Annotated in this window: 23 protein-coding genes, 1 tRNA gene and 1 pseudogene; 9 read left to right on the forward strand and 16 right to left on the reverse strand. The window is 72.4% G+C overall.

The window, feature by feature from the left end:
• Positions 1-86: 86 nt before the first annotated feature.
• Together M2266_RS28725 and M2266_RS28730 are read right to left on the reverse strand one after the other, a co-directional pair.
• Entirely contained in the window at positions 87-725 is a 639-nt protein-coding gene (locus M2266_RS28725) for a VTT domain-containing protein (RefSeq protein WP_277440810.1), read from the reverse strand.
• Positions 722-1495 (reverse strand): MBL fold metallo-hydrolase, encoded by a 774-nt coding sequence (locus M2266_RS28730; protein WP_277440811.1) that lies wholly within the window; start codon positions 1493-1495, stop codon positions 722-724. Before M2266_RS28730 ends, M2266_RS28725 begins: the two co-directional genes overlap by 4 nt.
• A gap of 234 nt (positions 1496-1729) precedes the next feature.
• On the opposite strand from M2266_RS28730, the gene M2266_RS28735 reads away from it, so the two are divergent.
• Entirely contained in the window at positions 1730-3817 is a 2088-nt protein-coding gene (locus M2266_RS28735) for a phage holin family protein (protein ID WP_277441397.1), read from the forward strand.
• Positions 3808-3881 (forward strand) — tRNA-Trp (locus tag M2266_RS28740). The genes M2266_RS28735 and M2266_RS28740 overlap by 10 nt, the downstream gene beginning before the upstream one ends.
• A gap of 77 nt (positions 3882-3958) precedes the next feature.
• On the opposite strand, the gene M2266_RS28745 is transcribed toward M2266_RS28740, so the two are convergent.
• The 6 genes from M2266_RS28745 to M2266_RS28770 form a co-directional block, all read right to left on the reverse strand.
• Positions 3959-4720 (reverse strand): glucose 1-dehydrogenase, encoded by a 762-nt coding sequence (locus tag M2266_RS28745; RefSeq protein WP_277440812.1) that lies wholly within the window; start codon positions 4718-4720, stop codon positions 3959-3961.
• An 89-nt stretch (positions 4721-4809) separates the two neighbouring features.
• Positions 4810-5391, reverse strand: a complete 582-nt coding sequence (locus M2266_RS28750) for a TetR/AcrR family transcriptional regulator (RefSeq protein ID WP_277440813.1) — start codon at positions 5389-5391, stop codon at positions 4810-4812.
• A gap of 61 nt (positions 5392-5452) precedes the next feature.
• A complete protein-coding gene (locus M2266_RS28755) occupies positions 5453-5956 on the reverse strand; it encodes a GNAT family N-acetyltransferase (protein ID WP_277440814.1) in 504 nt (167 codons plus the stop codon).
• Between the two features lie 77 nt (positions 5957-6033).
• A complete protein-coding gene (locus M2266_RS28760) occupies positions 6034-6645 on the reverse strand; it encodes a response regulator transcription factor (RefSeq protein ID WP_277441398.1) in 612 nt (203 codons plus the stop codon).
• A 32-nt stretch (positions 6646-6677) separates the two neighbouring features.
• The gene (locus tag M2266_RS28765; RefSeq protein ID WP_277440815.1) at positions 6678-7991 is read right to left on the reverse strand and encodes a histidine kinase; all 1314 of its coding nucleotides are present in this window, start codon (positions 7989-7991) and stop codon (positions 6678-6680) included.
• Complete coding sequence (locus tag M2266_RS28770; protein WP_277440816.1) at positions 7984-9021, reverse strand: hypothetical protein; 1038 nt, start codon at positions 9019-9021, stop codon at positions 7984-7986. The genes M2266_RS28765 and M2266_RS28770 overlap by 8 nt, the downstream gene beginning before the upstream one ends.
• Positions 9022-9161: 140 nt before the next feature.
• Here M2266_RS28770 and M2266_RS28775 point away from each other — a divergent pair, with 140 nt between their 5' ends.
• On the forward strand, positions 9162-9878 hold the full coding sequence (locus M2266_RS28775; protein ID WP_277440817.1) for a Clp protease N-terminal domain-containing protein: 717 nt from the start codon (positions 9162-9164) through the stop codon (positions 9876-9878).
• Between the two features lie 57 nt (positions 9879-9935).
• Here M2266_RS28775 and M2266_RS28780 read toward each other — a convergent pair whose 3' ends face one another.
• Both M2266_RS28780 and M2266_RS28785 read right to left on the reverse strand, forming a co-directional pair.
• Positions 9936-10667 (reverse strand): class I SAM-dependent methyltransferase, encoded by a 732-nt coding sequence (locus M2266_RS28780; protein ID WP_277440818.1) that lies wholly within the window; start codon positions 10665-10667, stop codon positions 9936-9938.
• Between the two features lie 136 nt (positions 10668-10803).
• Positions 10804-11637: a hypothetical protein gene (locus M2266_RS28785; protein ID WP_277440819.1), complete on the reverse strand. Its 834-nt coding sequence runs from the start codon at positions 11635-11637 to the stop codon at positions 10804-10806.
• Positions 11638-11764: 127 nt separating this feature from the next.
• Between M2266_RS28785 and sph the strand changes: the two genes are divergently transcribed.
• The 4 genes and pseudogenes from sph (at position 11765) to M2266_RS28805 (ending at position 16535) form a co-directional block, all read left to right on the forward strand.
• Entirely contained in the window at positions 11765-12745 is a 981-nt protein-coding gene (gene sph / locus M2266_RS28790) for a sphingomyelin phosphodiesterase (RefSeq protein ID WP_277440820.1), read from the forward strand.
• A 122-nt stretch (positions 12746-12867) separates the two neighbouring features.
• Positions 12868-13929, forward strand: coding sequence for a MoxR family ATPase (locus tag M2266_RS28795; RefSeq protein ID WP_277440821.1), 1062 nt, complete (start codon positions 12868-12870; stop codon positions 13927-13929).
• Positions 13930-13939: 10 nt separating this feature from the next.
• Positions 13940-15752, forward strand: a pseudogene (locus M2266_RS28800) (hypothetical protein).
• A 75-nt stretch (positions 15753-15827) separates the two neighbouring features.
• Positions 15828-16535 carry a hypothetical protein gene (locus tag M2266_RS28805; RefSeq protein ID WP_277440822.1) on the forward strand — a complete coding sequence of 236 codons (708 nt, stop codon included), beginning with the start codon at positions 15828-15830 and terminating at the stop codon, positions 16533-16535.
• A gap of 223 nt (positions 16536-16758) precedes the next feature.
• On the opposite strand, the gene M2266_RS28810 is transcribed toward M2266_RS28805, so the two are convergent.
• The 3 genes from M2266_RS28810 to M2266_RS28820 all read right to left on the reverse strand — a co-directional run bounded on the left by M2266_RS28810 (position 16759) and on the right by M2266_RS28820 (position 21346).
• Positions 16759-17544, reverse strand: a complete 786-nt coding sequence (locus M2266_RS28810) for an aldo/keto reductase (RefSeq protein ID WP_277441399.1) — start codon at positions 17542-17544, stop codon at positions 16759-16761.
• A gap of 182 nt (positions 17545-17726) precedes the next feature.
• On the reverse strand, positions 17727-19550 hold the full coding sequence (locus M2266_RS28815; RefSeq protein WP_277440823.1) for a long-chain fatty acid--CoA ligase: 1824 nt from the start codon (positions 19548-19550) through the stop codon (positions 17727-17729).
• Between the two features lie 215 nt (positions 19551-19765).
• Positions 19766-21346, reverse strand: a complete 1581-nt coding sequence (locus M2266_RS28820; protein WP_277440824.1) for an MFS transporter — start codon at positions 21344-21346, stop codon at positions 19766-19768.
• 140 nt (positions 21347-21486) lie between these two features.
• Here M2266_RS28820 and M2266_RS28825 point away from each other — a divergent pair, with 140 nt between their 5' ends.
• Complete coding sequence (locus M2266_RS28825; protein WP_277440825.1) at positions 21487-22464, forward strand: Lrp/AsnC family transcriptional regulator; 978 nt, start codon at positions 21487-21489, stop codon at positions 22462-22464.
• 12 nt (positions 22465-22476) lie between these two features.
• On the opposite strand, the gene M2266_RS28830 is transcribed toward M2266_RS28825, so the two are convergent.
• Positions 22477-22848, reverse strand: coding sequence for a hypothetical protein (locus M2266_RS28830; protein ID WP_277440826.1), 372 nt, complete (start codon positions 22846-22848; stop codon positions 22477-22479).
• A gap of 309 nt (positions 22849-23157) precedes the next feature.
• On the opposite strand from M2266_RS28830, the gene M2266_RS28835 reads away from it, so the two are divergent.
• Complete coding sequence (locus M2266_RS28835; protein WP_277440827.1) at positions 23158-24255, forward strand: IS630 family transposase; 1098 nt, start codon at positions 23158-23160, stop codon at positions 24253-24255.
• 60 nt (positions 24256-24315) lie between these two features.
• Here M2266_RS28835 and M2266_RS28840 read toward each other — a convergent pair whose 3' ends face one another.
• Both M2266_RS28840 and fdhD read right to left on the reverse strand, forming a co-directional pair.
• Positions 24316-25167 carry a thioesterase family protein gene (locus M2266_RS28840; RefSeq protein ID WP_277440828.1) on the reverse strand — a complete coding sequence of 284 codons (852 nt, stop codon included), beginning with the start codon at positions 25165-25167 and terminating at the stop codon, positions 24316-24318.
• A 74-nt stretch (positions 25168-25241) separates the two neighbouring features.
• Complete coding sequence (fdhD, locus tag M2266_RS28845) at positions 25242-26090, reverse strand: formate dehydrogenase accessory sulfurtransferase FdhD (protein ID WP_277440829.1); 849 nt, start codon at positions 26088-26090, stop codon at positions 25242-25244.
• Positions 26091-26102: the final 12 nt, after the last annotated feature.

Genomic DNA, 26102 nt, shown 5'->3' on the forward strand with positions numbered 1-26102 from the left:
CGCGCCCGCCGCGGCGGGCGCCGCCGCCCCACGCCGCCCACGGATGGGAGACTCGATGACCGATCAGACCGACACGGCCTAGCCGCTCACCCGTCGGCCGGGCCGGCCTTCCGGTGCGCCCGGCGCCACACCTGCGGCACCACCGCGACGAGGAAGGCGATGCCCACGGCGAGCGCGACGCCCTGCCAGGGCTCGGGGAAGAGCGAGCCGCCGACGATCCCGATCAGCTGGTACGCGGCGGCCCACGCCAGGCAGGCCGCGATGTCGCCGCGGACGAAACGGCGCAGCGGCAGTTCGCCCAGCAGACAGGCCAGCATCACCGGTATCCGTCCCGCGGGGATCAGCCGGGACAGCACCAGGACCGCCACACCGTGCTCGTCGAGCTGCCGCTGCGCCGTGGCCAGGTGCTCGGGGTCGGCGCGGTTCTGCAGGCGGTGCAGCAGGCGCGAGCCGTTCTTGGAGTGGACGCCGCGCAGTCCGAGCCAGTAGAGCCCCACGTCGCCGAGGAACGCGGCCAGTGCCGCCACCGCGAAGACCAGCGCGAGCGCGAACGGCGAGGTCTGGTGGAAGGCGACCACGGCCGCGCCGCTGACCAGCGCCCCGGTCGGGATCACCGGCACCAGCGAGCCGAGCACCACCAGCAGGAAGAGCGTCGGGTAGCCGACCGCCTGCTGGGTGCTCTGCGCGTTGGAGGACGACGCGGTCTCCGCGAGGTAGTGGATCACCGTGCCGCCGCCAGCCGCACGCTTTCGCCGTGCTCCAGCCGGTGCACGGCCACGTCCGGTGCGAGCAGTGCGGCCTGCCGCACGAACTCGGTCCCCGGGGTGTGGAACTCGTGCGGCCGCACCGCGTCCATGCCCACCGGCCAGTACGTGCCGTAGTGGATCGGCACCGCCGCCGCGGGCGCGAGCCGCGCCAGGGCCTGCGCTGCCCGTGCGGCGTCCAGGTGGCCGGGGCCGAGGAACGGGCCCCAGCCGCCGACCGGCAACAGCGCCGCGTCGCAGGGCCCGACCTCGGCGGCCATCTCGTCGAACAACCCGGTGTCCCCGGCGAAGTACGTCCGGGCGGCGCCGTCCACCACGTACCCGAGCGCCGCGACGCGGTGCGGCCCGTACGGCAGCCGCCGCCCGTCGTGTGCCGCGGGAACCGCGCGGATGGTCAGCGGGCCGACCCGTACCTCGTCGCCCGCCACCACCTCGACCAGATCGAGTCCGCGCAGCCGTCGCAGCGCCGGCACGGCCCGGGGAGCGCCGCGTGGCACCAGCACCCGCGTGCCGGGCGCGAGCCGGGCCAGCGAGGCGGGGTGCAGATGGTCGGCGTGCAGATGGGAGACGACGGCGACGTCCGCCACCGCCGCCTCCGGCGGTGGCACGGCCCCGTGCCGCCGCCGCAGATGCGCGAGCCGCCGCACGAACAGCGGGTCGGTCAGCACGCGGACGCCCGAGTCCCGCACGGTCGCCGTGGCATGCCCCCACCACGTGATCTCCACCGCCACCGAACCGTCCCTCCACCGCACTGGCGCTCTTACCGTCGTCCGTCCCCGTCTGCCGCCCCCGACCCTATGCCGATCACGGAACCGGTGCGGGGGGTGGCCCGGACGGGGGCCGCGGGACGTTGTGGCAGGGTGGAGGGGATGCAGGAGGTACCCGGGTCCGGCGGCACCGGTGACCGGACCGCGAACAGGACATGAGGTGAGCCGGGCGTGCTGCGGCGGTGGCGGTGGCGGGCCATGGGGCGGGCGGTCGCGCGCGTGGTGGCCGTCTGGGCGGTGTCGGCGGCGACGCTGGCGGCCCTGGCGGGCATCCTGCCCGATTTCAGCATCCAGTCGCCCGCCGGCGACGACCCCCCGCAGCTGGCCGTCACCGCCGGGATCGGCGCGGGCGCCTTCGGTCTGCTCAGTGCCCTGGTATGGCCCGTGCTGGTGCGCGCCCTGCTGATGGTCCCGGCGCTGGTCCTGGGCATGCTGGTCTTCTTCCTCAACGGGTCGCTGCTGCTGCTCGCCCTGCGTTTCACCCCGCACGGCGAGGTCACACCCGCCACGGCCGTCGTGATCGCCGCCGTGATGTCGGCGACGTCCTCGGCGACCAGCACCGCGCTCGCGGTCCGCGACGACGAGGCGTACGGACGGCGGCTCGCGCGGCTCGCGGGCCGCAGACGGCCCGAGCCGGGCGAAACGGGGCCGAAGACCCCCGGCACGCTCTTCCTGCAACTCGACGGCGTCGGCCACGACGTCCTGCGCGAGGCCGTCCGCCCCTCGCGGCGCGGCGGACGGACCCGGCCGCCGGCGATGGAGACCGTCGCGGAGTGGCTGGACAGCAGCCACCGGATGCTGCCGTGGCGCACCGACTGGAGCAGCCAGACCGGCGCCAGCCAGCTCGGCATCCTGCACGGTTCCAACCACGACGTGCCCGCCTTCCGCTGGTTCGAGAAGGACACCGGGCAGCTGATGGTCTGCAACCGGCCGTCCAGCGCGGCGGAACTGGAGCGCCGGGCCATGGAGCACACCGGCTCGCGCGGCCTGCTGGCCGAGGACGGCGCGAGCCGCGGCAACCTCTTCAGCGGCGGCGCGGACCAGATGGCGCTGGTGATGTCGGCGGCTGTGCGGCGCGGCACGTTCCGCCGTTCCCGGTCCGGCTACTTCGCGTACTTCTCCGACCCCGCCAACGCCGTGCGCACGGCCTGGTCCTTCGTCGCCGAGGTCGGCCGCGAGATCGCCGAGTCGACGGCCTCACGACTTCGCCGGGACCGGCCCCGGATCAAGCGCGGCGGCCTGTACCCGCTGCTGCGCGCCTTCGCGACGGTCGTCGAACGCGATGTCGCGGTCGCCGCGGTGGTCGGCGACATGCTCGCCGGCCGCACCGCGGTCTACGCGGACCTCGTCGCGTACGACGAGGTCGCGCACCACTCCGGTCCGCGCAGCCGCGACGCGTTCAAAGTGCTGAACCGCCTGGACGGTTCGATCCGGCTCATCGCCGACGCCGCCCGCTACGCGCCCCGCCCGTACCGGATCGTGCTGCTCTCCGACCACGGTCAGAGCTATGGCGAGACCTTCGCCGACGCGTACGGGCTGACGCTGAAGGAACTCGTCCGCGCGGGCTGCGACCTCCCCGTCCCGCGCCGCGCGGAACGCAGTGTGAGCGGCGCGGAGGCCAGGACCGCGGCCCGCACCGCCCTGCACCGGGACGAACGCGGCCGGCACCCGGAGGAGGAGAAGGAGTGCGCGGGCCCGCCCTCCGACCCCGTCGTCCTGGCCTCGGGCAACCTCGGCCTCGTCACCTTCCCCGACCTCCCGGGCCGCGTCACCCGGGAGGAGATCGACGAGCGCCACCCCACGCTCCTGAGCACCCTGGTGGACCACCCGGGCATCGGCTTCGTCCTGGTCCGCAGCGCCACCCGGGGCCCGCTCGCGCTGGGCGCGGGCGGCGCGGAACACGAGCTGGACACCGGCCGCATCCGCGTCGCCGACCCCCTCGCCCCCTTCGGCAAGGGCGCCGCCGAGACGGTCCGCCGCACCGACGGATTCCCGCACGTCGCCGACCTGATGGTCAACTCCTCCTACGACCCGGCCACCGGGGCCGTGCACGCCTTCGAGCAGCAGGCCGGCTCCCACGGCGGCCTCGGCGGCGACCAGAGCCGGCCGTTCCTCCTCTTCCCCTGCACGCTGACCGAGCCGGAAGGCCCCCTGACGGGCGCCGAAAGCCTGCACGGGGTGCTGAGCGCCTGGCTCTCCGAGAGCCCCGACCGGTTCCCGCGGGAAAACCCGTTTGCACGGGAGCTGCCGGAACCTGGAGAGTTGCCCCAACACCAAGGGGCGTAGCTCAGCTGGCCAGAGCACCGGTCTCCAAAACCGAAGGTCGCAGGTTCGATCCCTGCCGCCCCTGCCCATCACGTGCTCTCGCCGGCCGGCCGCGGGTCGTCCGCCGGAGAGGTTCCGCCGGAGCGGGAAGCCGCGCCTCGGTCAGGCGGTGAGGCCGCCGTCCAGCACGAGGTCGGCTCCCACGGTGAACGCGGCCTCGGCGGAGGTGAGGTAGAGCACCGCGGCGGCGATCTCGTCGAGGGACCCGGCCCGGCCCGCCGGGACCTCGCGCCGCATACGGGCCGCCTTGTCGGCGGGGCTCTCGCCGGGGCGGGTGGACATGGGGGTGTCGACCGGGCCGGGGCTGACCGCGTTGATGCGGACGCCGTCGGCGATGTGGTCGAGGGCGGCGTTGCGGGTCAGCGCGCTGACGGCGGCCTTGGCGGCCACGTACGCGCCCAGATTCCGGACGCGGCCGTGCGCACCGAGGTTGGAGGAGACGTTGACGATCGCGCCGCCGCCGTGCGCACGCATATGGGCGATCTCGTACTTCATCGAGAGCCAGGTTCCGGTGAGGTTGGTGTCGAGGCTCGACCGCCAGGCGTCCTCGGATATGTCGGCGACCGGAGCCGGGGCCGTCAGGATGCCTACGTTGTTGACGGCGACGTCGAGCCCGCCGAAGCGCGCCACCGTGTCCTGGACCAGGCGCTGGACGTCCTGGGAGCGCGTGATGTCGGCGGTGGCGGCGACGGCTTCGCCGCCCGCGGCCTCGATGAGCGCGACCGTCTCCTTCAGTGGTTCCGCCGTGCGCCCGGCGACGGCGACTTTGGCCCCCTCCCGGGCGAAGGCGAGGGCGATGCCCCGGCCGATCCCGGATCCGGCGCCGGTGACGAGGACGGTCCTGCCGGTGAAGCGTGCGGTCATGACGGAAACTCCCGGATGGTGGACGGAGTAATACTGGATCGATCGTTCTTGAATAGGCGCAGGCAACAGCCCGCCCCCGGTGCGGACGGTCAGTCGAGGAGTGAGAGGGCCTGCGCCGCCGCGTCCCTGACGCGGGCCGGGTCCTGACCGGCCTTGCCGACCACCCGCATGCCCTGCATGAGGACCAGCAGCAGCCGTGCCAACGCCCGCGGATCGCGCCCTGCGGGCAGCGTTCCTTGGGCCCGGGCGCGGGTGAGTGCCGAGGTGAGCGCCGTCTCCAGCCAGTCCCAACTGGCCTCGACGCGCCGTGCGGCGACCTGGTCGTGCGGCGCCAGCTCGACCGCGGTGTTGGTGATGAAGCAGCCGCGCCGCAGGTCGTCGCAGGCGGACTCCTCCGCGAAGCGCGTCACCACGGCGCGGACGGAGGGGAGCGCGGGTCCCGGCTGGGACAGCTCCTCCATCAGGGCCGGGTCGCACAGCTCGCCGTACCGCTCCAGCGCTTTGACGTACAGTCCGTGCTTGCTGCCGAACGTCCCGTAGATGCCGGCGCGAGCGATGCCGAGGTGCTCGACGAGATCGGCCATCGACGTCGCCTCGTAGCCGCGCCGCCAGAACAGCTCCAGGGCTGACTGCAGCGCGGCATCGGGGTCGAATTCCCTGGTCCTGGCCACAGAGAAGACGCTATCCGTATCAAGAACGAACGGTCAAGAACGAACGGTCTCGAATTCTCGATCAGACTTCGAGGCGCAGCCGCAGTCGGCGCAGGCCGTCTCCGCTCGTCTCCACCGTTCCGACCGGCCGCCATCCGAGCCCGGCGTAGAAGGCGCGCGCCCGGTCGTTGTGCTCCCACACCCCCGCCAGCCCGGTGAGCACGCCCGTCTCGCGCAGGGACTGGACATAGGCCGCGTGCAGCCGGCCACCGATACCGCGCCGCCACTGGCCCGGCCGCACATGGATCTGCGACAGCTCCAGCGCGGTGCCCGGGACGTCCGACTCCATGGAGAGCACGCCCACCACCTCGCCGTCGGCCTCGGCGATCAGCGTCGTCTTCCCGGGCAGTTGGATCGCCCGCGCCCAGCCGTTGAACCGCGCGAGCAGCCCGCCCGGTGCGTCGATCTCGTCCCCGGGTGCGCCGCCCTCCTGGTGCGCGGCGGCGCAGGCCGCCGTGTGGATGCTCACGACCGCGTCCAGGTCGTCCATCTCGGCCGGGCGTATGCGCACAGGAAGATCATTCATGCTGAATATGACGCAGATCGACGGGCATTGGTTCCCCGAATCGAGACCGGGTTGTTATCGGACCGAAGCCTACGTCCTCAGCCGGGCACCACGAAGCCGCATTCGTAGGCCGCGATGACGGCCTGGGTGCGGTCACGGGCGCCGAGTTTGGCGAGGATCCGGGCGACGTGGGTCTTGACGGTTTCGGGGCCGAGGCCGAGCCGCTCGGCGATCTCCGCGTTGGACAGGCCGGTCGCCATCAGGTGCAGCACCTCGGCCTCGCGCTCGGTGAGGCGGGCGCGCAGCGCCCGCGAGGGGTCGACGGGGGCGTAGCGGGTGGCGAGCGTGCGCACGGCCGCCGGGAAGAGCAGGGAATCGCCGCGGGCCACCAGCCTTACGGCTTCGACGAGTTGGTCCGCTCCCGCCCGCTTCAGCAGGAAGCCGGAGGCTCCGGCACGCAGGGCCTCGTAGACGTAGGCGTCGTTCTCGAAGGTCGTCACGACGACGATGTGCGGGGGCTCCGCCATCGTGCGCACCAACCGCTCGGTGGCACGGATGCCGTCGATCTCCGGCATGCGGACGTCCATCAGGACGACGTCCGGCCGCAGTTCGCGCACCAGCGGGATGGCCTCGGCGCCGGTGGCGGCCTCGCCGACGACCTCCAGGTCCGGTTCGTTCTCCAGGATCGCGCGCAGCGCCGTGCGCACCATCCGCTCGTCGTCGGCGAGCACGATCCGCAGGCTCACCTGTTCCCCGATCCCAGGGGCAGGGCGACGTGCAGCCGCCACCGTGAGCCGTCGGTTCCCGCCTCGAACCGGCCGCGCAGCGCGGTCGTGCGCTCCTCGACGCCGATCAGGCCGCGTCCGCCGCCCGTTCTGCGCGCGGGAGCCGCCACCACCGGGTTCACCATCTCGATCTCCAACTCGTCCGCCATGACGTCGATCCGCAGCAGGACCGGGGCCTGACCCGCGTGCCGCAGCGCGTTGCTGAGGCCTTCCTGCACGATCCGGTAGGCCTCGCGGGAGACCATCGGGGGCACTTCGCCCAGGTCGCCCGCGACGGACGCGTCCAGCGGGACGCCCGCCGCCCGCGTCCGGTCGAGCAGGGCGTCGAGGCCGTCGAGGGCGGGGCCGAGGGGAGCGGTCGAGCCGTCGCCGTCCTCGCGCAACAGGCCGAGTACGTCGTCGAGTTCGGCGACCGCGCGCCGCGTCGTCTCCTCGATGGCGGCCAGCGCCTGCCGGGCGAACTCCGGATCGCGGTCCAGTACCCTGCGCGCGGCGCCGGCCTGCAGCGTCACCGCGCTGAGCGCGTGCCCCACCGAGTCGTGCAGCTCGCGGGCCAGCCGGTTGCGCAGCGCCAGCCGCACGGTGCGCTGCTCGGCGGCGGCGAGCCGGTCGATGGGCGTCGGCCCGAGCAACTCGGTGGAACAGCGCGCCAGAAGCGCTGCCGCGCCCTTGGCGGTGAGCGCGAGCAGGGCCAGCAGGAGCGCGGCGGCGAGCGGGGCCAGTCCGTCGTGTCCGAGGGTGAGCGGGCGGACCCAGGGGAGTTCGGTCGCGCGCAGCCGCGCCGAGAACGGCAGCGCCACCAGCACCACGGCGGCCGGCGGGACGGCCAGGGTCATCCCGCTGACGATGCCGCCGAGACCCACGTGCAGGACGAACCAGCAGGACGTCCGAGCCCGGGCCGCCCACGTCCGGTCCGTCGAGGGCAGGGGCCCGCCCGCCGGGCCGGCGCCCAGCGCCCGCGCCGCCGCCCCCTCCAGATCGCGCACGAGGGGGAAGGCCGCGGCGGCGGCGGCCGCGATCGGCAGGGCGAGGACGAAGGCGCCGAACTGCTGGGCAACCCAGACGCCGCTGCCCTCGTCGGCATGCGCGGCGACGTTCAGCGTGGTGTTCATCAGGAGGTAGAACGGCATCAACAACGCGCCGCCGAGAATCAGATGGACCCACCGGAGCCGGGCCGGTCGCCCGAACAGCGCTGCGCCGGACCCGTAGAGCGCGTCGCGCGCCGGCCTGTCCGCCGCCCCGGCCGCCGGGCCCTGGGTCCGATCAGCCACGCCGGCGGGCGGTCGTCGCGCGGTGCGCCGCGGCGCGTTCGGCGAACAGCTGGGCGCCGGCGACGAGAACGAGCATCCCGAGGAGCATCTGCACAGCGTAGGTCAGGTCCATCAGCGGGCTCGTCACCGGATCGCCGGTGTCGTTCGGCGCGACGATCCCGGCCAGCAGCATCCAGCCGCCCCAGGCGGCCGAGGCCGCGCCGCCCGTCCAACCGAGCGCCAGCGGGACCGACAGCCGCGTGCTGCCCTGACGGAAGGCGGCCAGCAGGATCCCGACCGCTGCCAGCACCGCGAACGCGGCGCTGTCGGCCTCGACGATGGCGGTGGCGGTGCTGTGTTCCGCGGCGCGCGAGGCGGTGAGGCCGACGGTTCCGCCGCAGGCCCAGACGGTGTGCAGGACGGCGGGCGGCAGCGCGGCGAACGCCGACGCCACGGCGGCGATCCGCAGGACGGGCCGGGTGGGGCTCGTGGCGAGGTCCGCGGTCCTGCCGAGCGGCAACTCGCCCCAGCGGTCCTTGGCGTAGAGCACGAACAGGGCGCCCAGGGCCAGGCCCTGGATGCCGAACCCGGTGTAGACGACGCCGAACACCCACTCGGCCAGCCACGGATCGCCCGGAGGCGCGCTCCGGCCGCCGGTGAGCAGGGAGGCGACGGTCTGGAGCGGGAAGCCGACGATGATCGGCGTGATCAGCCCCGTCGCGATCCAGCCGGGCAGGACCAGCAGCCAGGCCGGCAGGCGCCGGCCCCATGGGCGGGTCAGTGCGAGGGCGAGCGCGACCACGGCGAGGTCCATCACGACGGTCAGGACGTTGACGGCGTAGAAGGCGCGGTCCTCCAGGCTGCCGCGCAGCGAACTGCCGGCCGGAATGCCGACGGTGCTGCCGCAGAGCCAGGCGATCTTGAGCGAGAGATAGGGGACGCAGGCGGTGACGGCCACGGCCCGCAGTGCGCGGCGAGCGGGCGTGGTCCGCGACGTCCGCGCCCGCTCAGCGGTGAACGGGGCCCGAGGGTCGCGCAGGGTGGTTTCCATACCGTCCACGCTCGCGGACGGACGTTGCCGCCACGTCCGGCCACAAGATGATCCGCATCCCCGGAACGGGGGACCCGGGCCGCGCCGCGGATCGTCAACCTAGGGTTGACGATCCTCTGTCGTCAACCTAGAGTTGACGCATGACGGGACACCCAGTACGACTCGACGACCTGATCTCCCACGTCAAGGAACGGCACCCCGACGGCGACCCGCTGCAGAACCTCTCCGACGCGGTGACCCTCGCGCAGCACGTCGGCGAAGTCGCCGACCACCTCATCGGCCACTTCGTGGACCAGGCCCGCAGGGCCGGCGCCTCCTGGACCGACATCGGCCAGAACATGGGCGTCAGCAAGCAGGCCGTCCAGAAGCGCTTCGTACCGAAGACCCCCGACGACCTGGACCTGCCGCTCGACGCGCTCTTCGAGCGCTTCACCGACCGGGCCCGCAACGCGGTCAAGAGCGCGCAGGAGGAGGCGCGCGACGCACGGCACGCGAGCCTGGGCACCGAACACCTCGTCCTCGGGCTGCTCCACGAGCCGAACGGGCTGGCCTGCCGGGCCATGGCCGAGTTGGGCGCGTCACCGGAGGCCGTCCGCGCCGCCGTCGGCACCCCCGGCCAAGAGAGCGAGCCGGCGCAGGGCCACCTGCCCATCACCGCGGCGGGCAAGAAGGCGCTGCACCTCGTCCTGCGCGAGGCGCTGCGGCTCGGGCACAACTACATCGGCACCGAGCACATCCTGCTCGGCGTCCTCAGCGACGACGAGGACCCCGCCGCGCAGGCCCTGGTGGGCCTGGGTATCACCAAGGACGCGACGGAGGAGTGGGTCGTCGCGACCCTGCACGAACTGAAGAAGTAGCCGCCGGCAGCATCCTGCGGATCCCGCCCGTCCGGAAGGCCGGGATCCAAGGGGTCGTCAGGCGTCCTTGCCCAGCGTGAGCAGCCGGTAGACCGGGTCGGGGCGCGGGGTGTGCTGGTCCGGCAGGGCGACCAGGCCGTCGATGACGCCCTGCGCCTGGCGCGGGCTGAACTCCAGGGCGGAGGCGAAGTACCCGGCACGGATCTTCTCGACCGTCAGTGCCGGGGACCGGCCCTGACCGTGGCCGGTGAAAGAGGTCTCCGCACGGGGGCGCAGTCCGTGGCCCGCCGCCCAGCCGACGACGGCCGCGGCCTCGTCGTAGGCGTCCGGGATGAGGTGCGGGGTGAGCAGGGCGTCGATGTCGCTGCCCACCGCGTGCGCCGCGTCCTTGTCGACCGTGGTGACGAACACCCCGCCCGGCCGCAGCACCCGCGCACACTCGGCGATCACCTCCGCCGCGTCCGGCAGCAGGTGCAGCAGCCAGACGGCGCAGACCGCGTCCACGCACCCGCCGGCGAACGGCAGCCGCCTGCTGTCGCCGAGTACCACGCCGGAACCGACCCGGCCGGCGGCCACCGACGCCATGCCGGCGGACGCGTCCACGCCGAGGACCCGCAGCCCCGGCCGGGCGAGCCGCTCGGTCACCAGACCCGTCCCGCACCCGACATCGAGCAGGGTGCGGGCCGTGTCCGGCACGAGGTGGAGTACGGCGCGGGCCGCGGCCTCCGCCCGGGGGACGCCGCCGCGGGTCGCGTCGTACCGTTCGGCTTCTCCGTCGTAGTTCAGCACACGGGCAGCCTACGGGGAGTCACGACGCGGCGAGGAAACCGTGTACTCCCTGCGGTGCGGCGCCGTCCCCCAGCAGGTCGTTGTGGGCGAGGCACTCGGCGTCCGTGTTGACGGTGGCCGGGGCGCTGGGCGGCGCCTACGGGGTGGGGGAGTAGGAGTACACCGTGGTGGAGACCATGCAGATGCCCGGCTGGACGACTTCCGCGCGCAGCGTGCCGGAGCCCGGGTCGAAGTCGATGCCCTCGGACTCGAAGGTGCCCGAGCAGATGCTGCGCTTCGGCAGTTGGAGCAGCGTCGTCACCTGGCCGGTGACCGCGGTGCCGTCCAGCGCGTGCGGTAGGTCGACCTGCAGCAGGTCCTTCGCGTCGTCGTCGGAGACGCATACCAGGCGGGTGGCGGAGACGAAGTCGCAGCCCTGGATGTTGTCGACCGCGCGGTCCAGGGTGATCTGCCCGGCCTGCGGGAGTGTGCCCCCGGTGCGCGGGGTCGAGGGGTTGAGCAGGGGGGCGGGGAAGACCTGGAGGCGGTCGCGGGTGCCCCATTCGCCGGAGACCAGCCACTGCGCGTCGGGGGAGACGGCGGCGAAGGAGTTGTTGAGCGCCTCGCCGGGGTCGAGCGGGTGGACGTACTCGTAGCGCTGTCCGCCGGGAGTGGTGACGGCGTACATCTTCGACGTGGCGCCGTCGCCGCCCTGGTAGGCGTCGAAGACGTGGCCCTGGGCGATGTCCGGGTCGCCGACGTGGTTCCAGCCCTTGACGCGCAGGGCGATCGGTATGGAGCCGAGACCCCGGTAGAGCAGCGAGCCGTCGGCGCGGCCGGCCACCCCCTCACCGCCGGTCAGGGAGCCCGTGTACGAGGTGCCGGACTCGGTCCAGCCCCCGGGGGACGCGGCCGACGCGGTGGTGGCGACGAGGGTGAGGGCGATGGCACCGGCCAGTGCGGCGGCGGCTTGAAGCGGCTTGGCGGTCACTGATCCTCCGTCAGATTGACATCAGGGGCCAGATCGTAGACCGGATGTGCGCACGTATCTACCCTTCGGTAACCAAGTCCCCCTAGGCTTCCGCTGCTTCTCCACCCACGTTCACCGGGAGTGTTCCGTGAGACTTGCCCGAGCCGCCACCGCCTGTGCCTTCGTGCTCCTGCTGGGATCCGCCGCCACCGCGCCCGCGCTCGCGTCACCGAGCCCGCAGATCTCGCGAGTCCCGCAGATCAAACTCGTGACCAGCAACGTGATGATGCTGTCGCGGAACCTGTACCCGAACTGGGGGCAGCTGCAGCGCGCCGACCTGATGGCGAACGCGGACTACACGCGCGACGCCGACGTCGTCGTGTTCCAGGAGGCGTTCGACAACGGTGCCTCAGACCGGCTGCTCGGCAACGTCAAGGGCCGCTACCCGTACCAGACGCCGGTCCTCGGCCGTTCCACCAGCGGCTGGGACCGCACCGAGGGCGCGTACAGCTCCTGGACGCCGGAGGACGGCGGGGTCGCGGTCGTCAGCAAGTGGCCGATCCTGGAGAAGGTGCAGCACGTCTACGCGGACGGGTGCGGCGCCGACTACTACTCCAACAAGGGCTTCGTGTACGTCGTCCTGAACGTGAACGGCACCCGCGTGCACATCGTCGGCACCCACACCCAGGCCGATGACTCGTCCTGCGGATCGGGCGAGGCCGCGAGCATTCGGCACGGCCAGGACCGGGAGATCGACGCCTTCCTCGACGCCCGCGCCATCCCCGCCGCCGAACCGGTCATCATCGCCGGCGACCTCAACATCGACGCGCACGGCGCCGATTACCCGGGCCTCCTCGCGGACCTGGACGCGGCGGCCCCCGACGCCTCCCCCGGGCCCGCCGACAGCTTCGACCCCGTCACCAACTCCGTCGCCCGGGACCGCTACCCGAACGACCCGGCGCAGCGGCTGGACCACGCGCTGCTGCGCAACGGCCATGCCCGGCCGGCCCACTGGAACAACCGCGTCGTCGACGAGCACTCCCCGAAGTGGACGGTCTCCAGCTGGGGCACGACCTCCTCGTACACCGACTACTCGGACCACTACCCGCTGGTCGCGGGCGACGTGTAGCCCCGCGGGTTCCGGAGGACGGGTGGGGCGGGCGGAAAACCAGTTGTGTGGTTCTTCCCCGACGGTCACGCTGGGTAACCGAACATCCGCCGCGCCACTCACCACCCCGGAGAACCCGAACCGTGCAGTCCGCCGTCACCGTCACGCCCACCCGGATACCCGAGCTGCTGCTCGGGCTCGCCACCGTGCGCCCGGTGTTCCTCTGGGGCGCGCCGGGGATCGGCAAGTCCTCGCTGGTCAGAGCCTTCGCCGAATCCCTCGGCCTGGAGTGCGTCTCGCTGCTGGGCACCCAACTGGCCCCCGAGGACCTGATCGGCGTGCCACAGATCCACGACGGGCGCACGCGCTTCTGCCCGCCCGAGGCCATCGCGCGCGACGAGCCCTACTGCCTGTTCCTCGACGAGCTCAACGCCGCGACCCCCGACGTCCAGAAGGCGTTCTACTCGCTGATCCTGGACCGCCGGATCGGCTCCTACGAACTGCCCGCGGGCTCCATCGTCATCGGCGCCGGCAACCGGTCCACCGACAACGCGCTCGCCCGCCCCATCGCGTCCGCGCTCATCAACCGCCTCACCCACGTCCACCTCCAGGCGTCCGCGAAGGACTGGCTGGTGTGGGCGGGTGAGAACGGCATCCATCCGTGGGTGACGGAGTACCTCACCGACCGGCCGGACCACCTGTGGTCGAAGGCGCCGAAGACCGAGGAGGCCTTCTCCACCCCGCGCTCGTGGCACATGCTCTCCGACGCGCTGCACTCCTTCGGCCCGGTGCTCGACGAGGACACCCTCAAGGTCATCACGCACGGGACGCTGACCCCCGCGCACGCCGTCTCCTTCTGCGGCTACGCGAAGATCGTCCGCAACGCCTACGGCATCGATGCGATCCTCAAGGGCGACGCCCCCTGGCCGCGCCGTCTGGAGGACCGCGACCTGCTCTACTACCTCGCCGACGCCTTCCGCGGCCGGCTCGCCAGAGAACTGCCGGACCGCAAGGAGCACGCCTCCGAGGCCGTGCGGCAGACCGCCTACCGGTCCAAGGGGCTGCTCGTGCAGCTCGCGGAGATCTCCGTCGAGGTCGCGCAGACCGTCATCGCGGACGACATCGACGGCAACCCCGTGCTGCCCGCCTGGTTCCTCGTCGAGGCAGCCCGCGACATGCCGCGGCTGGTCGAGGCGCGCCGGTGAGGGCCCGCCGGTGAAGGCCCGCGCCAAGCGCCCCGACAAGCAGCGGGAACTGGCCGACGCGGCGTATCTGCAGGGGTGCGCGATCGTGTCGGCGCACCCCGCGCTGTCCGCCCTCGACGTCTCGTTCTGCCGGGAGCCGGGGTGCGAGAACCGGCCGGAGCACGGCCTGGCGGTGGTCACCTCCGGTGGCGCGGTGCACGCCCACCCGTACCGCCGCGCCGAACCGGCCGCCTGGGCCTGGGCGCTCGCGCACTGCCTGCTGCACCTCGGCTTCGGCCATGTGCCCGCTGCCACCGGTCCGCGCGAGCAGCCCGACGTCTTCGACCGCACGGCGCGCTGCGTCGTCGTCAACCGCTTCCTGGCCGCGATGCCCGTCGGGGAAGCGCCGGAACACCTGCCGCGCACCTGGCCGGACGGCGACGAGGAGAAGCTCGCCGAGCGCTTCCGCCGCGACGGCATCCCGCCCGCCTACACCGACTGCGGCACCGCGGGCCCCGGAGAGCCCGACCAGGTGCTCACCGAGTGGACCGCCTGGCGCGGCTCCCCGCCGGACTGGAGCAACGCCCTCGCGCACGCCCTGACCCGTACGGTCTCGGCCGCCATGGACGTGGCGGGGGGCAGACGCGACACCCTCACCGGCGTCCGGCTGGAACAGCGGCCCTGGGAGCGCGCGCTGAACTGGTTCGTGTCCTCGTACCCGCTGCTGGGCGGAATCGCCGCCGGCATGACGCTCGTCGCGGACGCAGAACTCGCCCGCGCGCACGGCATCTCCATCGCCGCCGTCAGCCCGGAGGCGGCCGAGATCTACGTCAACCCGCTGATCCGCCACACGGACGAGGAGTGGCGCTTCATCCTCGGGCACGAGATGCTGCACGCCGCCCTGCGGCACGGCGAGCGCTGCGGCGGCCGTGACCCGTACCTGTTCAAGCGTCGCCGCCGACTACGTCATCAACGCCTGGCTGATCGAGATGGACGTCGGACAGATGCCCGCCGGGCTGCTGCACGACCCCGACCTGCGGGGGCTGTCCGCCGAGGAGGTCTACGACCGCATCGCCACCGACCTGCGCCGGATGCGACGGCTGGCGACGCTGCGCGGCAGGGGCAAGGGCGACATCCTCGGCGAGCCACTGCCCCGGCCCGCCCGGCCCGCGGAATGGGTGGACCTGGACGAGTTCTACCGGCGCGGGCTGATGAGCGGCTTCGACCTGCACTCGACACGTGATCGCGGGCTGCTCCCGGCCGGGCTCGTGGAGGAGATCAACGCGCTCCAGCATCCGCCGCTGGCCTGGGACGCCCAACTCGCCCGCTGGTTCGACGAGTACGTGCCCCGGCCCGAACCGGTCCGCTCCTACGCGCGCCCCTCCCGCCGTCAGTCCTCCACACCCGACATCCCGCGCGCCGGGCGGTACTTCCCGCCGGAGGAGGTCGCCCGCTGCACGTTCGGCGTCGTCCTCGACACCTCGGGATCGATGAGCACGACGCTGATCGGCAAAGCGCTGGGCGCCATCGCCTCGTACGCCGCGGCCCGTGACGTGCCCGCCGCCCGCGTCGTCATGTGCGACGCGGCGGCGCACGACGCGGGATACGTCCCGGTCGCGGACATCGCCGGCCGAGTCCGTATCCACGGGCGCGGCGGCACCGTGCTCCAGCCCGCCCTGGACCTGCTGCACCGCGCGGACGACTTCCCGCCGGCCGCGCCCGTCCTGATCATCACCGACGCCGCGTGCGATGTGCTGCGCCCGCGCCGCGAGCACGCCTACCTCGTCCCGCGCGGCGCGGTGCTCCCGTTCACGCCGAAGGGCCCGGTGTTCCGGATGGTGTGACGCTCCGGGGCCGTTGGGACAGAGGGGCGGTGAAAGGTGGTGCGGTCCGGGGGCCGGGGCGGCAGACTCGGCCGGATGGAGACGTATCTGATCGGCGGCGGCTGGGACGAAGCGGCCGCTTCCCTGGTGTACGGGCCGTTCCTCGCCGCGGCGGGTCCCGTCTCGGCCGTGGCGTGCCTGCTGATCGACGAGGGTGTCGGGGCGGCCGACTTCGGCCGGTACGAGGCGGCTCTGCGGACCGTGGCGCCCTGCCGGCCGTACCCCGTCCTGGTGCCGCCCGGCGGCGAGTTGGACCCGGCCGCGTTGGACGGGGCGGCCGCGCTGCTGGTCTGCGGCGGTCTGACCCCCGCCTACGGCGACGTCCTCGCCCCGCACGCGGGCCTGCTGCCGCGGGTCCCCTACGCCGGATTCTCGGCGGGCGCCGCCGTCGCGGCGGACCTGGCGCTGGTCGGCGGCTGGCGGGCGGACGGGATCCCGGTCTGCCCGGAGGAGACCGCCGAGGACCTCGACGAGATTACCCTGCGGCCGGGGCTCGGCCTCGTCCCGTGCACCGTCGAGGCGCACGCCGCCCAGTGGGGAACGCTGGCGCGCCTCATCGAGACGGTGGCCCGCGGCGATGTGGCGGTCGGCGTCGCCATCGACGAGAACACACTGCTCACGGTGGAGGACGGTCGCTGCGCGGTCGACGGACTGGGGCGGGTCCACCTGGTGCGAGCGGGGGAGACGACGACCGTCCGGTCCTACCGGGCAGGGGAGACGTTCACTCTCTCAAGGGTGTTGTGAAAGGAGCGCCGTTCGCCCGTCAGGGCGGGCCCGCGGCGTCTGGTGCGTACGACTGCACGGCGGAGAGGGTCGTCCTCGCACTGGACGTACGTGGACGAGCCCGACAACGCAGCAGGCGTGCGTGCCAGGCGTCGCGGGCCAGGCGGGACTTTCGCAACACCCTTGGGAGAGCGAACGAGGGCGGCACCCGTCCTGCGGATGCCGCCCTCGTCCTGTCATGCGGTCAGTTGACGGACTCCGGGTCCGAGCCGATGCGGTTCCCCGCGTCCAGTCCGGCCAGAGCCGTCAGGTCGGCGTCGGTCAGCTCGAAGTCGAAGACGTCGATGTTCTCCTTGATCCGGGACGGCGTCACGGACTTGGGGATCACGACGTTGCCGAGCTGGAGGTGCCAGCGCAGGACCACCTGGGCCGCCGTGCGGCCGTGGCGCTCCGCGATGGTGCCGATCACCGGTTCGTCCAGCAGGCCCTTGCCCTGGCCGAGCGGCGACCACGCCTCGGTGGCGATGCCGTGCTCGGCGTGCAAGGCACGCAGCGGAGCCTGGGCGAAGTCCGGGTGCAGCTCGACCTGGTTGACGGCCGGGACGACCGAACCCTCGGCGAGGACGCGGCGCAGGTGCTCAGGGTTGAAGTTCGAGACGCCGATGGCCTTGGCACGGCCGTCCGCGTAGATCTTCTCCAGGGCGCGCCAGGTGTCGGCGTACAGGTCGCGGGCCGGCGTCGGCCAGTGGATCAGGTACAGGTCGACGTAGTCGAGGCCCAGCTTGGCCAGCGAGTCGTCGAAGGCGGCCAGGGCCTTGTCGAAGCCCTGCTCGGAGTTCCACAGCTTCGTCGTGACGAAGAGTTCCTCACGCGGCACACCGGAGGCGGCGATCGCCTTGCCGGTGCCCTCCTCGTTGCCGTAGATCGCGGCGGTGTCGATGCTGCGGTACCCGGCCTCCAGCGCGGTGGAGACAGCTGCTGTCGCCTCGTCGTCCGGCACCTGCCAGACACCGAAGCCGAGCTGCGGCATCCGGACGCCGTTGTTGAGGGTGATGAAGGGGACCTTGCTGCTCACGAGCGGCGATCCTAACGTTGACGTACAGGGGTTCCTGTTTCAACCATGCCCCCGTAAACGCCATTCCCACGTACCGGAAACGATTCCGGATCTTCGAGGCTCCGGGGAGACCCTCGGTGCCCCCGACCCGGTAGCCGTCACCCCCGGTAGAGCGCCTCGATCTCCTCGGGGAACGCCTTCTCGATCGCCCGGCGCTTCAACTTCAGCGACGGTGTCAGCAGCCCGCGCTCCTCGGAGAACTGGGCGGCCAGGATCCGGAACGTCCGGATCGACTCGGCCTGCGAGACCAGGGTGTTGGCGGCGACCACCGCCCGCCGGATCTCGGTCTCCAGATCCGGGTCGTGGACCAGCTCCTCGTCCGGCAGCCGCGGCTTGCCCCGCATCGTCAGCCAGTGCCCGACGGCCTCGGGGTCGAGCGTCACCAGGGCGGCGATGAAGGGGCGGTTGTTGCCGACCGCCACGCACTGCGCGATCAGCGGATGGGACCGCACCCGGTCCTCCAGGACGGTCGGCGAGACGCTCTTGCCGCCACTGGTGACCAGGATCTCCTTCTTGCGGCCGGTGATCGTCAGATAGCCCTCGTCGTCCAGCGCGCCGATGTCGCCGGTCGCCAGCCAGCCGTCGCCGAGCACCTCCGCGGTGGCCTGCGGGTTGTTCAGGTACCCCTGGAAGACCTGGCCGCCGCTCAGCCAGATCTCACCGTCCTCCGCGATGTGCACGGTGGTGCCGGGCACCGGCAGCCCCACCGTGCCGAAGCGGGTCTGCTCCGGTGGGTTGGCGGTGGCGGCGGCGGTGGTCTCGGTGAGCCCGTATCCCTCGTAGATCGTCACTCCCGCGCCGCTGAAGAACAGCCCGAGCCGCCGTTCCATCGCCGAGCCGCCGGAGATCGCGTGCCGCACCCGGCCGCCGAGCGCGTCCCGCACCTTGCTGTAGACGAGCTTGTCGTAGATCTGGTGTTGCATCCGCAGGGCGGCGCTGGGGCCGTGGCCGGTGCCGAAGGCCTTGGCCTCCATCGCCTCCGCGTACCGCACGGCGATCTCCACCGACTTGTCGAACGGGCCGAGTTTCCCGCTCGCCTCCGCCTTGCGGCGGGCCGCCTGGAAGACCTTCTCGAAGACGTACGGGACCGCCAGCACGAACGTCGGCCGGAAGACGGCGAGGTCCGGCAGGAGGTCGGCGGCGGTCATGCTCGGCTGGTGTCCGAGCCGTATCCGGTGCCGGACGCACGCCACCTCCACCATCCGCCCGAAGACGTGCGCGAGCGGCAGGAAGAGCAGCGTGGACTGCTCCTCGCCGGGCTTGTTCGCGAAGACCGGCTCCCAGCGGGCCACCACGTTGTCGGTCTCGGCCATGAAGTTGCCGTGGCTCAGGACGCAGCCCTTGGGCCGGCCGGTGGTGCCCGAGGTGTAGATGACGGTGGCCGTCGCGTCCGGGGTGACCGCGAGCCGGTGCCGGTCGATCACCTCATCGCCGATGTGGGCGCCGGCCGCGGCGATCTCCTCGACGCAGCCCGCGTCCAACTGCCAGAGCCGGCTCAGCCGGGGCAGCTCGTCGACGGCGGCGCCGATCGTCATCGCGTGGTCCTCGTGCTCCACGACGCAGGCGACCGCGCCGGAGTCCTGCAGCATCCAGCGCACCTGGTCGAGGGAGGACGTCGGGTACACCGGGACCGGCTGGGCGCCGATCGTCCACAGCGCGAAGTCGAAGACGGTCCACTCGTAGCGGGTGCGGGACATGATCCCGACGCGGTCACCGAAGCGCACCCCGTTGGCGAGCAGGCCCTTAGCGACCGCCACCACCTCGTCGCGGAACTCCAGGGCGGTCACGTCCTGCCAGTGCCCGTCCGTCCTGCGGCCGAGCACCACTTGGTCCGGGTGGTCGGCAGCGTTGTTGAACACCGCGTCCGCCAGTCCTCCGACCTGGGGCGCCGTGGCCATCGGGGGGACGGTGAACTCGCGCACTGGTGCTCCTTGAGCCGCTGGGGCCTCTGTCCGGCGGCGGCCCGTAAGCTACCTGATCGGCCGAGGGGGCGGGAAGGGTTGGTACGCACCAGTAGTATCGGACGTTTGTGCTGGTAGGGCACTGGTTCCCGGTTGTCGCAAGGGAGTACGACCGAGGGCCGGACTCCCGAAGGTTGTCCGGCCCCGTCGATCTCCACCAAATCTGCGCCAACCGGTTACCGCCGCTCTACAGCGGAAGCCGCCGCGGGGACGGACCACGATCCCTTCGCCGAGGGGGCGCCCGGGGCCGTGCCCGCGTCCGCCGGGGCGGGCGGCACGGACCGGGCCGCCGGGGTCCGCACGAGGAGCAGCACGGCGATTCCCGCCAGCACCCCGACGACGCCGGCCACCACGGCCGCCGTATTCAGCCCGGACGCGAAGGCCACGTGCAGCGCGTGGTCCACCGCCCCCCGCCGATCCGCCGGTGTGCGGCCCAGCACGCCCTGCGCGCCGCCGCCGGCCAGCGCCCGCGCCGTTCCGTGCGCGTCGGGCACCGCGCCGCTCAGCGACGTCTCCATGCGGGAGGCCACGATCGTGCCGAAGACCGCCACGCCGAGCGCGTACCCGAGCTGGCGGAAGGTGTTGACCGCGCCGCTGGCCATGCCCGCGCGGTGCGGGGGTACGGAGGCCAGCGCGGCGCCGGCCACCGCCGGGTTGACGAGTCCGACACCGATCCCGGCCACCAGCAGCCCGGCGGTCAGCGAGGCCCAGCCGGAGCCGGCGTCCAGCAGGCTCTGGCCGAACGCGCCCAGCCCGATCAGCACCAGCCCGATCCCGATCACCAGCCGGTACGGCGCGCCGTGCAGGAACTTGCCGCCCAGCGCGGCCGTGACGAACCCCGCCGCCGCCAGCGGCACCAGCACCAGTCCGCCGACGACCGGGCTCAGTCCCAGCAGCGTCTGCAGCCACAGGGAGGTGTAGGGCAGGAACCCGAACGCGGCCGCGTTCAGCGCCAGTGCGCCGACCATCACGCCGACGAACGAGGCGTTGCGGAACAGGCTCAGGTCCAGCAGCGGATGCGCCGACCGGCGCTCGACCGCGATGAAGAGTCCGAGGGCCAGGACCGCCGCCACCAGCGTGGCGATGGTGCGCCCCGAGCCCCAGCCGACCGCGTCGGCCCGGATCACCGCGTACGTGGCCAGGCCCGCGAAGAGCGTGAAGGTGGCCGTGCCCGCCCAATCGATGCGGTGCCCGGCGCCCTCCCGCCGCGACTCGGGGACCACCTTGAGCGTCAGCCACACCGCGACCAGGCTGACCGGCAGGTTGACGAAGAAGATCCAGCGCCAGTCGAACCCCTGGGTGAGCAGACCGCCCGCGATCGGGCCCAGCGCGGCCGCGCCGCCGCTGACCGCGCCCCACACGCCGAGCGCCACCGAGCGGTCCCTGCCCTGGTAGACGGCGGCCAGCAGGGAGAGGGTGGTCGCGAACATCGCGGCCGCGCCGATCCCCTGCACCGCGCGCATCGCGACCAGCACCGTGGTGTTCGGCGCCAGACCGCAGGCGAGCGAGGCGGCCGCGAAGACGACCGTGCCGGCGACGTACACCTTCCGCCGGCCCACCACGTCCGCCGCGGATCCGGCGCCGATCAGCAGCGCGGCGAGCGCCAGCGCGTAGATGTCGATGACCCACTGCAGGTCCGACAGGGACGCGCCGAGCGAGCTGGTGATGTCGGGCAGCGCGACGATCACGATCGTGACGTCGAGCAGCAGCATGAACGTACCGAGACAGACCGCTACCAGCGGTCCCCACTTACGCATCGCGATTCCTCGTTCTCTTCGGTTCTCCCGGTCCGGTGCCCGTTGACCCCGTGACCCGCCCTACGATCGACAGCGGCGGACGTATCCACCAGCCACGGTGGACCAAGCGTCGCTTTCCGACATCAAGGAGGGCTTGAGCGGTGGATTCCCCCGCCTTCGACGAGCTGGACCTCAGGCTGCTCCAGGCGCTGCAGCTCGACGGACGGGCGCCCTTCAGCCGCATCGCCGCGGTCCTGGGCATCTCCGACCAGACGGTCGCCCGGCGCTTCCGCCGGCTGTATGCCGACGGCGGGCTGCGGGTGGTCGGTGTCGCCGACGCCGAGCGGCTCGGCCGCACCAGCTGGCTGCTGCGGCTGCGTTGCGCGCCCGACGCGGCGGAGCCGATCGCCAGGGCTCTCGCCCGCCGGCCCGACACCAAGTGGATCGGGCTGACCTCGGGCGGCACCGAACTGGTCTGCGTCGCGGAACCCCGCACCCGGGACGACCACGCGGCCCTGATGCTCGGCAAGCTCCCGCGGACGCCCAGCATTCTGGAGATCAGCGCCCTGTGCCTGCTGCACACCTTCTACGGCGGCCCGCTGGGCTGGTTCGCCAAGGGCGAGGGGCTGACCCCGGCCGAGGCCGACGCCCTCGCCCCGCCCCCGGTGGGCCCGTTCACCGAGACGATCGCGCTCGACCCCGAGGACGAGCGGCTGATCGAGGCGCTGGGCCGCGACGGCCGGGCCACCTACCCGGAACTGCAGCAGCTCACCGGGCTGTCGGAGTCGGCCGCCAAACGGCGGCTCGAACAACTGCGCCGTAATGGCGCGCTCTTCATCGACGTCCAGTTCGACGCGTTCCAGCTCGGCTACTCAACCCATGCGGTGCTCTGGCTCACCGTGCGCCCCTCGGCCCTGTCGGCCGTCGGCCAGGCGCTCTCCGAACACAGCGAGGTCGCCTTCGCCGGCGCGACGACCGGCTCGTCGAACCTCTTCGCCGTCGTGCTCTGCCGCGACACCCCGCACCTCTACCGCTACCTCAACGAGAGGATCGGCGCACTCGACGGCGTCCGGCACGTCGAGACTGCGCCCACGCTGCGCCGCTACAAGGACCTGGCGTACGAGGAACGCCGCCGCTGAGCCGTCCCGCGGTCAGCGCAGGACGGTCACGACCAGCACCGCCAGGGCCATCGCCAGGAAGAGCAGGTACGTGCCCAGCGCCCGCCCCCGGTCGCCCGCGCGGAGCTGCCGCCACAGCACCCAGCAGAAGACGCCCGCCTCGACGGCGGCGCCCGCCACGGCGAGCACCGGCACCCATAGGCCGACGACGACCGCGACCGCGGCGAACGAGTGCAGCACGCCCAGCAGGGTCACCACCCACAGGAACCGCCCCTGGAGCACGCCCAGCCGGGTGAGCTCGTCGAGCCGGACGAGGCCGACCCGGGCGCGGAACAGCGCGACGACCGCCGAGGGCAGGACTTCGCAGAGCAGCAGGGCGGTCAGCAGCACCGTCAGGACGGACATCCGATTCTCCCCGGGCGGGTCGTCGTATGGGCGCCGTCCGCCCGCGGGCGGAACGACGGGAGCTCGTGCTCTGGCCGGAAGGGTTTGCCTGGTTCGCGGCGTCCGGTGCGGTGCGTCGCACGGCGGAGGATTGTCCTCGTACCAGGCGTACTCGGGCGACTCCGACAACTGGGGCACCCCCAGCGGTAGCTAGGGGCGCGGTGCCGTGCCGGGCGTCGCGAACCGGTGAACCTTTCCGGTCAGCGTACTAGTGTCCTGCGCCAGTAGTTGATCGTTAGATGCTGTGTGACTTCTACTGCTGGTGCGTCGGTGCCTCGTCGGGGGCCGAAACTGGAGCCGTTGCTGCTGTGTGTGGATGAGCGGGCGGTGTTGGAGCGGTGGACGCGTCGGGCGACATCGGCGCAGGCCCTGGCCTTGCGCGCGCGGATCGTGCTGGCGTGCGCGGGGCCGGAGGTGCCGCCGATCGTTACGGTCGCGCGGGATCTGCGGGTGAGCGCGGACACAGTTCGCAAGTGGCGGCGACGGTTCCTCATCGACCGGCTGGACGGTCTGGTCGATGAGCCCCGGCCGGGCCGGCCACCCACCATCGATGTCGGTCAGGTGGAGGCGGTCGTGGTCGCGACGTTGGAGGAGATCCCGAAGAACGCCACTCACTGGTCGCGGAAGTCGATGGCGGACCACAGCGGTCTGTCGAAGTCCACCGTCGGCAGGATCTGGCGGAGATTCCAACTCAAGCCGCACCTGACGGACACGTTCAAGTTGTCGACGGACCCGTTGTTCGTGGAGAAGGTCTACGACGTCGTCGGACTGTACTTCAACCCACCCGAGGGCGCGGTGGTTCTCTCGGTGGACGAGAAGTCCCAGATTCAGGCACTGGACCGGTCCCAACCGGTGTTGCCGATAATGCCCGGCATGCCTGAGCGCCGTACTCACGATTACGTCCGCAACGGCTTGACCACCTTGTTCGCCGCGTTCGATGTCTCCACCGGTCAGGTCATCAGCGCCCTGCACCGCAGACATCGGGCGGCGGAGTTCAAGAAGTTCCTGATCCGCATTGACAAGGAGGTGCCCGCGCACTTGCAGGTGCACCTGATCGTGGACAACTACGGCACTCACAAAACTCCGGCGATCAGGACGTGGCTCAGCAAACACCCGCGGTTCCAGATGCACTTCACCCCGACCGGGTCCTCGTGGATCAACCAGGTCGAGCGATGGTTCGGCTTCCTGGCCGACCAGATGATCCGCCGGGGCGCACACAAGAATGTCCAGAACCTCGAAGCCGACATCCGCGCCTGGGTGAAGAACTGGAACGAGGACCCCCAGCCGTTCATCTGGACCAAGACAGCGGAAGAGATCCTCGACTCCCTCGCCCGTTTCTGCCGACGGATCTCCGGCGCAGGACACTAGGCCGTGTCTGACACATACCGGCGTCCGCCCGGAGGCGAGGCGGGATGTGTCAGACACGGCCTAGCGCTGGGTGCGGACGCGGGCGAGTTGTCGGGACTGGGCGACCAGCCGCCCCGAGGAGTCCCACACCTCGGCGTCCTCCTCCAGGTAGCCGTCGGCGAAGTTGCGGGTCGAGTGCACGACGCGCAGCCAGCCGGGAGCGGGCTTCGCCCTGACGTGGACAGTCAGTTCCAGGGTCGGGGCCCAGCCGCCGATGCCCAGGTCGAAGCTGGTCGGGGGCAGTACGTCCACCGCAAGGAGCAGCAGCAGCGGGTCGGGCTCGCGGCCGTCCGGCATCCGCAGCCAGCCCTGGATGAGGCCCCGGCCGGACGGCGCGCCCATCGCCCAGCCGACGGTGTCCGGGTCGAGCCGCAGGTCGAGCCGGCTGAGCAGCTCCGCCTGCTCAACGAAGGAGGGCGGCGCCAGTTCGGCGCCGACGCATTTGTCGGGTGGCGGGAGGTTCGGGGGAGTGGCGCTGGTGCGGACGTCACCGGCGGCGTGGTGGTCCAGGTCGCCGTACGTGGCGATGGCCCGCAGTCGCTCCTCGCCGCCCTGCAGCAGCGATACCGTGCCCGTGGAGACGGTGCGGCCGCGGCGCAGGGTCTCGGTGCGCAGTTCGGCCGGCCCGGCGGCGGATGTGGACAGGTAGTAGGCGCTGATGGAGAACGGGTCGCTGTGCCCGTCCTGTCCGCCGCCGAGTTCGGCGGCCAGCGCGCGGGCGCCGAGCGCCAGCAGCAGACCGCCGTTGATGCCCTTGCCGATCCGCCAGCCGCCGTCCAACTCGGCATCGAAGACGGACGGCTCCCCGGCCCGCGCCGCCACGGCGGTCCCGCGGTCGAATGCGTACTCCTGGTCAACTCCGTGCTCTGTCACCCGCGCAGCGTAGAGCCTGACCGGCGGAACGGGCTCTTCCCCCTTCCGTCCGGGAGGTGTGAGCTCCGTCGCCCTCACCCGCCGTCGGGCGCGCCCCGCAGGATGATCCGGTGCTCGCCCGCGTACACGTTCATGGAGGAGCCGCGCAGGAACCCGACGAGGGTCAGCCCCGACTCGGCCGCCAGATCCACCGCCAGTGACGACGGGGCGGAGACCGCGGCCAGCACCGGGATGCCGGCCATCACCGCCTTCTGCGCCAGCTCGAAGGAGGCGCGGCCGGAGACCAGCAGGATCAGCTCCGAGAGCGGCAGCAGATCCTGTTGCAGGGCCCGGCCGACGAGCTTGTCGACGGCGTTGTGCCGGCCGACGTCCTCGCGGATGTCGACCAGTTCTCCGTCGGCGGTGAACAGCGCGGCGGCGTGCAGCCCCCCGGTCCGCTCGAAGACCTGCTGCGACGCCCGGAGCCGGTCGGGGAGGACGGCCAGCAGGTCCGTGCCGACCCGGACCGGGGGAGTGTCCGCGATCTTCCAGAGGGCGTTGGTGCGCACGGCGTCCAGGCTCGCCTTGCCGCACAGGCCGCACGAGGACGTGGTGTAGACGTTCCGCTCCAGCGTGATGTCGGGGACGGTCACACCCTCGGCCAGCCGGACGTCGACGATGTTGTACGTGTTCTCCCCGTCCGCCACCGCTCCCGCGCAGTACACGATGTTCGCGATCTGGTCGGCCCGTCCGATGACGCCCTCGCTCGCCAGGAAGCCCACGGCGAGCGCGAAGTCGTCGCCCGGGGTGCGCATGGTGATGGCCAGCGCCTTGCCGTTCAGCCGGATCTCCAGCGGCTCCTCCGCCACCAGGGTGTCGGCACGGTGTTCGGCCGCGCCGTCCCTGACGCGGAGTACGCGGCGGCGCTCGGTGATCCGTCCCATAGCTGCTCAGTC

Source organism: Streptomyces sp. SPB162 (assembly GCF_029504575.1).
In the GTDB taxonomy this organism is placed as follows: Bacteria; Actinomycetota; Actinomycetes; order Streptomycetales; family Streptomycetaceae; genus Actinacidiphila.

Bases quoted from the DNA above. Each gene is read 5' to 3' on its own strand.
- M2266_RS28810 (WP_277441399.1), bottom strand. From the start codon at position 17,544: ATGCCGCAGCTCGGCTTCGGTGTCTGGCAGGTGCCGGACGACGAGGCG.
- M2266_RS28775 (WP_277440817.1), top strand. From the start codon at position 9,162: ATGACGGGACACCCAGTACGACTCGACGACCTGATCTCCCACGTCAAG.
- M2266_RS28735 (WP_277441397.1), top strand. From the start codon at position 1,730: ATGGGGCGGGCGGTCGCGCGCGTGGTGGCCGTCTGGGCGGTGTCGGCG.
- M2266_RS28820 (WP_277440824.1), bottom strand. From the start codon at position 21,346: ATGCGTAAGTGGGGACCGCTGGTAGCGGTCTGTCTCGGTACGTTCATG.
- M2266_RS28830 (WP_277440826.1), bottom strand. From the start codon at position 22,848: ATGTCCGTCCTGACGGTGCTGCTGACCGCCCTGCTGCTCTGCGAAGTC.
- M2266_RS28745 (WP_277440812.1), bottom strand. From the start codon at position 4,720: ATGACCGCACGCTTCACCGGCAGGACCGTCCTCGTCACCGGCGCCGGA.
- fdhD (WP_277440829.1), bottom strand. From the start codon at position 26,090: ATGGGACGGATCACCGAGCGCCGCCGCGTACTCCGCGTCAGGGACGGC.
- M2266_RS28760 (WP_277441398.1), bottom strand. From the start codon at position 6,645: ATGGTGCGCACGGCGCTGCGCGCGATCCTGGAGAACGAACCGGACCTG.
- M2266_RS28770 (WP_277440816.1), bottom strand. From the start codon at position 9,021: ATGGAAACCACCCTGCGCGACCCTCGGGCCCCGTTCACCGCTGAGCGG.
- M2266_RS28805 (WP_277440822.1), top strand. From the start codon at position 15,828: ATGGAGACGTATCTGATCGGCGGCGGCTGGGACGAAGCGGCCGCTTCC.
- M2266_RS28755 (WP_277440814.1), bottom strand. From the start codon at position 5,956: ATGAATGATCTTCCTGTGCGCATACGCCCGGCCGAGATGGACGACCTG.